At 51.4% G+C, this 7761-nt stretch carries 10 protein-coding genes; 2 read left to right on the top strand and 8 right to left on the bottom strand.

Features of this window, described 5'->3' with window-relative positions; translation table 11 throughout:
* Window positions 1-729: thiamine pyrophosphate-dependent enzyme (locus tag ACR0P9_RS04995; protein WP_432617906.1), on the top strand; the 729-nt coding region annotated here is incomplete at its 5' end.
* A 94-nt stretch (window positions 730-823) separates the two neighbouring features.
* On the opposite strand, the gene ACR0P9_RS04990 is transcribed toward ACR0P9_RS04995, so the two are convergent.
* The 5 genes from ACR0P9_RS04990 to ACR0P9_RS04970 form a co-directional block, all read right to left on the bottom strand.
* Complete coding sequence (locus ACR0P9_RS04990) at window positions 824-1354, bottom strand: hypothetical protein (protein WP_432617904.1); 531 nt, start codon at window positions 1352-1354, stop codon at window positions 824-826.
* A 101-nt stretch (window positions 1355-1455) separates the two neighbouring features.
* Window positions 1456-2394 (bottom strand): 1-phosphofructokinase family hexose kinase, encoded by a 939-nt coding sequence (locus ACR0P9_RS04985; protein ID WP_432617902.1) that lies wholly within the window; start codon window positions 2392-2394, stop codon window positions 1456-1458.
* 131 nt (window positions 2395-2525) lie between these two features.
* Entirely contained in the window at window positions 2526-3020 is a 495-nt protein-coding gene (locus ACR0P9_RS04980) for a HEPN domain-containing protein (RefSeq protein WP_432617900.1), read from the bottom strand.
* Window positions 2998-3306 carry a hypothetical protein gene (locus ACR0P9_RS04975; protein ID WP_432617898.1) on the bottom strand — a complete coding sequence of 103 codons (309 nt, stop codon included), beginning with the start codon at window positions 3304-3306 and terminating at the stop codon, window positions 2998-3000. Before ACR0P9_RS04975 ends, ACR0P9_RS04980 begins: the two co-directional genes overlap by 23 nt.
* Before the next feature lie 21 nt (window positions 3307-3327).
* Window positions 3328-4053, bottom strand: coding sequence for an acyl-[acyl-carrier-protein] thioesterase (locus ACR0P9_RS04970; RefSeq protein WP_432617896.1), 726 nt, complete (start codon window positions 4051-4053; stop codon window positions 3328-3330).
* Between the two features lie 179 nt (window positions 4054-4232).
* Here ACR0P9_RS04970 and ACR0P9_RS04965 point away from each other — a divergent pair, with 179 nt between their 5' ends.
* Entirely contained in the window at window positions 4233-5531 is a 1299-nt protein-coding gene (locus tag ACR0P9_RS04965; RefSeq protein ID WP_432617894.1) for a glycoside hydrolase family 10 protein, read from the top strand.
* A gap of 40 nt (window positions 5532-5571) precedes the next feature.
* Here the strand turns inward: ACR0P9_RS04965 and ACR0P9_RS04960 are convergent, their stop codons facing one another.
* The 3 genes from ACR0P9_RS04960 to ACR0P9_RS04950 form a co-directional block, all read right to left on the bottom strand.
* On the bottom strand, window positions 5572-5967 hold the full coding sequence (locus ACR0P9_RS04960) for a NifB/NifX family molybdenum-iron cluster-binding protein (RefSeq protein WP_432617892.1): 396 nt from the start codon (window positions 5965-5967) through the stop codon (window positions 5572-5574).
* Window positions 5968-6084: 117 nt separating this feature from the next.
* Window positions 6085-6708, bottom strand: a complete 624-nt coding sequence (locus ACR0P9_RS04955; protein WP_432617890.1) for a zinc dependent phospholipase C family protein — start codon at window positions 6706-6708, stop codon at window positions 6085-6087.
* Window positions 6709-6890: 182 nt separating this feature from the next.
* A partial coding sequence (locus ACR0P9_RS04950; protein WP_432617888.1) for a radical SAM protein occupies window positions 6891-7761 on the bottom strand: 871 nt, incomplete at its 5' end.

The raw sequence follows: 7761 nt of genomic DNA, 5'->3' as shown, positions 1-7761 counted from the left end.
TGCGACTGCGAGGCTTGCACGCTGGCATCTGAGATCCTGGCTAAGAAGGATTACCTGTCCAAGAAGTCCGTATGGATCTTCGGCGGCGACGGTTGGGCTTACGACATCGGCTTCGGCGGTCTGGATCACGTTCTGGCTTCCGGCGAAGACATCAATGTCATGGTATTCGATACCGAAGTTTACTCCAACACCGGCGGACAGGCTTCCAAGGCTACCAACATCGGCGCTGTTGCTCAGTTCGCTGCTGCTGGTAAGTCCATCCAGAAGAAGTCTCTGGCTGAGATCGCAATGTCCTACGGCTACATTTATGTTGCTCAGGTTGCTATGGGTGCTAACCCGCAGCAGACCCTGAAGGCTATTGCAGAAGCTGAAGCATATCCGGGACCGTCTCTGGTTATCGGCTACGCTCCGTGTGAGATGCACTCCATCAAGGGCGGCATGAAGAACTGCCAGTCCGAGATGAAGAAGGCTGTTGACTGCGGTTACTGGAACATGTTCCGCTTCAACCCGACCCTGAAGGCTGAGGGCAAGAACCCGTTCATCATCGACTCCAAGGAGCCGAAGGAAGACGGCTACCAGGCATTCCTGATGGGCGAGGCTCGCTTCTCCGCTCTGACCCGTTCCTTCCCGGAGCGTGCAAAGGAGCTGTTTGCGAAGTCCGAGGACAAGGCTGCTCTGCGTTACAAGCATCTGCTTAACCTGCAGGAGATGTACGGTAAGGACATCTAATTAGAACATCCCAAACTTTTGTTATAGATTTGTATAGAAACGAGAATCCCCGGCGGAACTTCCGCCGGGGATTTTATTTATGCCTATGATGGCATCAAATATGCTGTAAGTAACGATACTTGTTTGTCGTGTCGTAAAATGTAACAATAAAGAGAAAGGCAATGGCGAGTGCAACGACGGTGACCGCTGCTGCCAAGACATTGTTCATCATGGCGAGCAGTTGTGCGGCGCTCTTGCAGACGGTATACGCACCGGCAAGCGGAACCAGCCGTCTTGCGCTCAGGGTGCACAGATGCTTTTTTTCCAAGGCCTTGATGCCGTTGGTAATCTTGTACGCCATAGCGAAGAAGCACAGCGCGGCAAGAATGCCTAAAACCTGCAGCAGACCTTCTCTGCGCGTCATCGGCAGCAGCCGGATCATGTAAATCATACCGGTAAACACAGCGATCTCCAGAGCCAGCGGAACAAGGTTTTCAAAGATGCCTTCCTCCTGCCATACCTCCTTGAGACCGGCTGCCACGAGCAGATACCCAAGGAAATCCGGAAGCAGTCCAATCATGTACCCTCCCACCGTCACATTGACGCTAAACAGGATAAAAATCAATCCAGCGAAAATCTTTTTCATATCTGCCACCTCATTTCTGTTGTGTCAAACAAAACAGCACCGCACAGCGTATGCCTATTTCCATCCATACCCTGCTGCAGTGCTGTTTTTTGATTTTGTTGTTACAGGGTATAGACCTTCAATGTTTCGTATACCTCATACGCTTCCTTCATGGTCGCCATCTGCGTACCCGGAAGCTTTGCGCTCGCCGTGCCCATTGCCACAGCGAACTTTGCCGTCTCTTCATACGACATGCCCTGACTGTATGCGTGTGCAATTGCACCCACCATTGCGTCACCGGAGCCGACCGCACTCTGTGCTACCGGACCTGCGTTTGCAATGATATACAGCGGCTTGTCCTCATGGTTGACGAAGATTGCACCGTTGTGTCCCAGAGATGCACAAACGGTCTGTGCGCCCTCTGCCAGCAGTGGCTTGACGTATTCATATGCCTGTTCCGGATCATGCGTGCGCGGCTTGCCGGTCAGCTTTGCCAGCTCGGTCGAGTTCGGCTTGATGAAGTCCGGCTTGAATGGCAGCGTGCTGCGCATCGTGTCGCCGTCACTATCAATCAGCAGCGAACAGCCTGCTTTCTTGATGATGCGGATGATCTTCAGATACTGCTTCTCCTTCATTCCTGGCGGGATTCTGCCGCACAGAACAAACAGGTTCTTCGGATCGAGATACGTCTTGAGCTTTTCAATAAAGCGCAGATAATCTTCTTCTTCAACCGCGGTGCCCGGCTCGTTAAAGTCAGTGTGCTCACCGCCCGGATGGACAATCTGTGTGTTGGTACGGGTCTCACCCGTTACGTCGGTAAAGTCATGCGTGATTCCCAGAGCGGTCAATGCGTTTTTCAAGGATCTGCCATTGTTTCCGGCAGTAAAACCAAGTGCTACGCATTCTCCGCCGATTGCACGAATCGCTCTGGAAACGTTGATGCCGCGACCACCGACTTCCACATAGCTCTTTACAACGCTGTTCACCGTGCTCAGCTCCACTGGGCCGTCAAGCACCAGGGTGCGGTCAATCGCCGGATTCAGCGTTATGGTAATAATCATTGGATAAAACCCTCCTGCTCCTACTCAAAATATCACACATCGTTTGCTTTTGAGTCCTACCTTTATTGTACAAAATTTGCTTTCCAATGTAAATGAAAATCCAAAAGAATTTCCGATTTGGCCGCAAATTTTTAACACAAAATTCGATCTTCTTTTTGTTGTATTTGTCTCTCCTCCGTCTGCGGTGCAGACTGAATGGCATGGGGTTCCTCTTGGGATGCATACAGCTCCTGCCGAATGACGCCAAACAAGTCTTCTGCCATAATGATAATATTGTGAATCTGTGCTTCTGTGATTTCAAACGGCAAATCGGTCGGATACCGCGTCTCAATATAGTAGTTGTTGAGCGCTGCACTTTCGCCGAGATAGCGGACAAATCGGTCATCCACCATTGCCGCCTGCCGACAGAGGAAGGTGAGATTGTGTCCGTCAAAATGTCTGCCCAGCTTGAACAGCAGGTATCCCTTGAGTGCTTTTTCAATCGCCTGCTGGCAGTGGAACGCCACAGCCATTTCGTCTCCGCCCCAAGTCAACAGGATGCGGGCACTTTGCAGGTCGCTGAGCGCTTTTTCCAGCCATTTGTAATAATACTGGCTGTCTGTATTACCCTTGCGACGTCTCGCCATAAAGCACCGTTCCCTTCTTCTCGATCGCAGATGCATAGCTGCCGCTGTCACTCAGCAGCTCCCGCCATTCATCGGTTCGGTACAACAGAAATTGCACCGGAATCGGCATATTGATCTTCAGGTACAGCTTGCGCAGCAGTTCTGTCTTATTGCATTGATCCAGAATAATACACAGATCTGCCGATTTCATGTCATGGCTGTCCACCACAAATTTTTCCCCGTACAAAATGACACGGCGCGGACGACAGCAAGCCAATACCCCCTTGAGAAGTTCCTCGCGTTTCATGGGCGTTCCCTCCTTTGGTGTTTATCGCTCAGAAAAAGTCACCTCAGCTTGTACTTTTTCCTGCTCCCCTTCACAGGCACACACGCAGAACGTGCCGTTTTTTGTGTGTCCCTGTGTGATGGTGAGTTCGGTTCCGCAGCGGTTTTCTGCCAGATAATTGACCTGCAAGCCGGAAACCCAGCGGTTCTCGTTCTGCTCCAGTCCAAAGGCATCGGACAAAATATCCACTGCTTTGACATTATTCAGATGCCGGTTGACATCAGTATCGCTATAGCGCACCGTGCGTGAAAAGCACGGCTGCATCTCTTCCGGAATAATCGCCCGCAGCTGCTCGGTCATGCCGGTGTCCTGCGGCGGAAAACTGATGCCGATTTTCTTTGGCAGCAGCAGGCTGCGGGATTCCATATCGACAATTGCCCATATCGTGACTGCGTGTCCGATGATGCCGCTCTCATCTTCAAAGAGAAAGTCTCGATACCAAGACGCACCGCGCAGTTTACGCGGCAGTGTCGTCAGACGAATCGTCTCATACGGCTGCAGCGGTCGATCCAGCTGATACTTCAGACGAGAGAGGACCCAAAACCCATGGTGTTCTTTGAGTGCCTCTGCACCGAGTCCCATCACTTCCGCATGGCGTGTGGCGAGATCCTGCATAAAATCGACAATCGCAGACGGTCTGGCAAGCCCACGGCAATCGGTCTGACCAATATCTACAACATATTCTCTGGAGAGCTGACACTCTGGCATAGTCTGTATTCCTCCTGTTGATTCACGTTATTTTTTCTCACCTCTATTATACCGCAGACTGGCACAAAAAGAAAGCAATGCATTGCTCGAATCCGTAGAATATGATACACTAAATTTTACATTCTATGCATATCGCAAAGCCTGTCCGCGTAGGATGAATCAGAAACGGAGGACTGTCCATGAAAAAGTTGGGTATGCTGACTGTACTCTTTCTTATCCTCACCTGCGGCATTGTATGCTATTCCGCAGAAATTACCCCGTTTACGTTTTTCTCTGCTTTGCGCAGCTCTGCCCTTGCTGCCGCGCAGCCGCAGGAAACGCCGCAATCGACACCATCTACCTCATCCGTCTCCCTATCCGCTGAGACACAAACCCGCGGTGTCTGGGTGGCGACGGCCTATGCGATTGATTATCCTTCACAGCCCACAACAGACGCTGACACCCTGCGCAGCGAATGCAACACCCTGCTCGACCGCATCGCGGCGAGCGGTGCCAACACCGTCTATTTTCAGGTACGGCCGTCTTGCGACGCACTATATTCATCCTCTATTTTTCCGTGGAGCCGCTATTTAACCGGCTCCTGCGGCACAGCACCATCCGATTCCTTTGACCCGCTTGCCTATTGGGTCGAGCAGGCACATGCCCGACATCTGCGCCTAGAGGCTTGGGTCAATCCATACCGCATCTGTGCCGGAGCCAATGCACAGAGCGATTTTGATTCTCTGCCGGATACTTCTCCCGCCAAACAGCATCCGGACTGGGTCGTCTCGTGTGACGGCGGGTATTATTTCAACCCCGGCATCGCCGAAGTGCGGCAGCTCATCTGTGACGGCGTATCGGAAATTGTCAGCAAATACGCCGTGGACGGCATTCAGTTTGACGATTATTTTTATCCGTCTACCGATTTTGACGATGCAGCGACATATCAGGCGTCCGGCAGTGATTTGCCGCTGGCAGACTGGCGGCGCGACAATGTGAACCAGCTCGTGCAGGCAGTAAACACAGCGGTGCATCAAAACGCCATGCAGTCGGGCTGCCGCTTTGGCATCAGTCCTTCCGGCATCTGGCGCAACAAGGGCGTCAACGCGTTTACCGGCAGCAATACCCACGGTTTTGAGCACTATACCTCGTCCTACGCGGATTCTCTGACGTGGATCAAGAACGGCTGGATTGATTACATCTGCCCACAGATCTATTGGCAAATCGGCGATACAGCCGCGGATTTTGAAACGCTCGCCAACTGGTGGAGTCATCAGGTCAGCGGTACCGATGTCCAATTGGTTCTCGGTCTTGCCGCCTACAAAATCGGAGACAGTCAATACGGCGAGGTCTGGGCAAACGACGGCTGCAACGAAATCGGTCGACAACTCGATCTTGCCGCCAGCATCAAGGGGATTGACGGCTGTGCACTGTTCAGCTGTAAAAACCTTCGCGACAATGACACGCTGTTCCAAACGATACAGGAACGATGGAAATAAAGCAAAAAACCGCTCTGTTTTTGAACAGAGCGGTTTTCGTTTACTGCTGATACTCCTGGCACTGGTCTCGATGAGCGCAAGAAGCGCATCCGCCTTCTTCTGTTGTCGGACAGGCTTCCTGTTTTTGCTTTTCCTGCTTCTCGCTCTCCAGCATCCGAACAAACAGGGCACCGACCTGCATATCTGCCTCTCCGTATGCCCCCGGAAACGGCGCAATGCCCGCCTGCATCAAGGCCATCTGCTGCATCATATCCAGCTTGCCGCACACAAGCAGTCCCGCGCCGTGCTGCTTTAGGCACTGTGCGGCATCGCCCTCTGCGTCAATGATTTCCATGTGGCTGATATGGTCATCCTCTATGGTATACAGCTTAAACTGTTTGGTCTGCGCAAAATCCTGACAGACTGCGCCGTTGTCATATGCTGCTGCAATCTTCATCTATTTTTTCTCCTTTTCGCAGTGATTTGGTCTTATTGTATCGCAAACGACTGCTTTTTGCAACAAAACGCAAAAAAAGAGACCATCTGACAAGACGGTCTCTTCCGGTAGGTTGTCTTATGCGGTCTGCACCATTTCCTGCTCGCCAATATGCGGCAGTCTCTCGATGGCTGTGCAGGTCATTCCAATGATGGAAAGCACGACAGCCGTCAGAACACGGCAGATATGGGAAATATCATCATTGATGTTATGCGTTTCCTGTGCAACATAGCTCCGATGCTGCTCAGAGATGTATGCAATCAGGGCATCCGGTGTTGCCGGAAGCTTTGCCGGAGCGTTTTGTGCCCAGCCCTTGAACTTTGCTTCATTGATTCGGCGGCGGATGGTCAAGCTGGTCTGCTTTTCGTAAATATAATGTACGAGCAGGCAATGCCCATAAATATCATCATTGTGCGGGAAGCTGAAGAAATCCGTAAGATAATGGCAAATCACACCCAGATCTTCGCTGATCTTCGGGCCGTTGCTCTTGTTCAGTCGAACACGCGCGATAAAATCACGGATGCGCTGCATGACTTCTTCAAACATCAGCGACGGATAATGCCGCTTGGTCAAGTATTCGCCCTTGAGATCCGGCTTCAGATTTCCGAACATAAACGCTTTCCGGTTAAACGAAACACCATTTGTATTTTCCACATAGTCCAGCAGGTAATGTGCGACCGTGGTATGGGACACAGAATCCATCGGCATCAACTCCTTCTTTTTGTTGTGTACATTGTAACACGAAGTGCCAAAAAGAAAAAGAGGCATTTTGAAGAAGTTTTTGTTAACAAATTGTTATAGACACAAACACGACACAAAGAACCTCTGATTCTTGTCCGTTGTCCGAACAAAAATCAGAGGCTTGTATATTTCTTCTTATTTTATCACAGGGCGCGGAAATACTCCTTTTTATATCCGCCGCGTTCCAGCGCCTTGCGAATCTGTTCGCACATGGCCTCGCGGTCTCGATTGAGCGTACCCTTGAGGGTCAGATAATTGGACGCATGGTTAGAACGGAATACACTGCCCTCGCTGTCGATATGCTCCAGCATCAGCAGGGTTTCCTTGGCTACTTGCGGTGCGGTGAGCAGGTGGAATTTGCCAGCCTCGCACTCTCGGCGCAGCGGCACATCGCCTTCAAACATCAGCGTGAGCAGGCCGATATAGTCCGGCTTCATGCGAGAAAATGCCTTTGCCGTGTCAATCGCGTGCTCTTTCCACATCTCCGTGCCGCCCAAGCCGCTGATCGCTGTGACAGACAGCTTCATACCGGCATCCTTGACCATCTGACCGGCGCGGATGATGTCTTCCACCGTCACGCCCTTGTTGATATGCTTGAGCACCTGCTCATTGCCGGATTCCAGCCCCAGATAAATCATTTCCAAGCCCAGCGAGTGCAGCAACTGCAAATCCTCCGGTGATTTGGTCAAAATGCTCTTCGGAGAGCCATAGCTGGTCACGCGCTGGCATTCCGGAATGACCTTGCGAATGTGCTTGAGGATGGTCACGAGATCCTCTGTCTTGCGAATCAGCGCATCGCCGTCTGCGAGAAAGACGCGCTCAATATAGCGGTACTGTCTGCGGGCGATATTAAAATCCTCCAGAACGTCCTCTAACTTGCGCAAATGAAACCGTTTTTCCTTGTACATATCACAGAATGTACATTTATTATGGCTGCATCCCACCGTAACCTGTACAATCAAACTGTACGCTTCAGACGGCGGACGAAATACTCTGCCTTCATATCTCATGAAT

Origin of the sequence: Butyricicoccus sp., from assembly GCF_050872565.1 — a bacterium.
Taxonomy (GTDB): Bacteria; Bacillota; Clostridia; order Oscillospirales; family Butyricicoccaceae; genus Butyricicoccus_A.
Note: the sequence above shows the minus strand (reverse complement) of the source record. Positions and strands in the feature narration are given on the sequence as shown.

Excerpts from the sequence above, each read along its gene's own strand:
- ACR0P9_RS04990 (WP_432617904.1), bottom strand. The coding sequence starts at position 1,354 with ATGAAAAAGATTTTCGCTGGATTGATTTTTATCCTGTTTAGCGTCAAT.
- ACR0P9_RS04985 (WP_432617902.1), bottom strand. The coding sequence starts at position 2,394 with ATGATTATTACCATAACGCTGAATCCGGCGATTGACCGCACCCTGGTG.
- ACR0P9_RS04980 (WP_432617900.1), bottom strand. The coding sequence starts at position 3,020 with ATGGCGAGACGTCGCAAGGGTAATACAGACAGCCAGTATTATTACAAA.
- ACR0P9_RS04975 (WP_432617898.1), bottom strand. The coding sequence starts at position 3,306 with ATGAAACGCGAGGAACTTCTCAAGGGGGTATTGGCTTGCTGTCGTCCG.
- ACR0P9_RS04970 (WP_432617896.1), bottom strand. The coding sequence starts at position 4,053 with ATGCCAGAGTGTCAGCTCTCCAGAGAATATGTTGTAGATATTGGTCAG.
- ACR0P9_RS04965 (WP_432617894.1), top strand. The coding sequence starts at position 4,233 with ATGAAAAAGTTGGGTATGCTGACTGTACTCTTTCTTATCCTCACCTGC.
- ACR0P9_RS04960 (WP_432617892.1), bottom strand. The coding sequence starts at position 5,967 with ATGAAGATTGCAGCAGCATATGACAACGGCGCAGTCTGTCAGGATTTT.
- ACR0P9_RS04955 (WP_432617890.1), bottom strand. The coding sequence starts at position 6,708 with ATGGATTCTGTGTCCCATACCACGGTCGCACATTACCTGCTGGACTAT.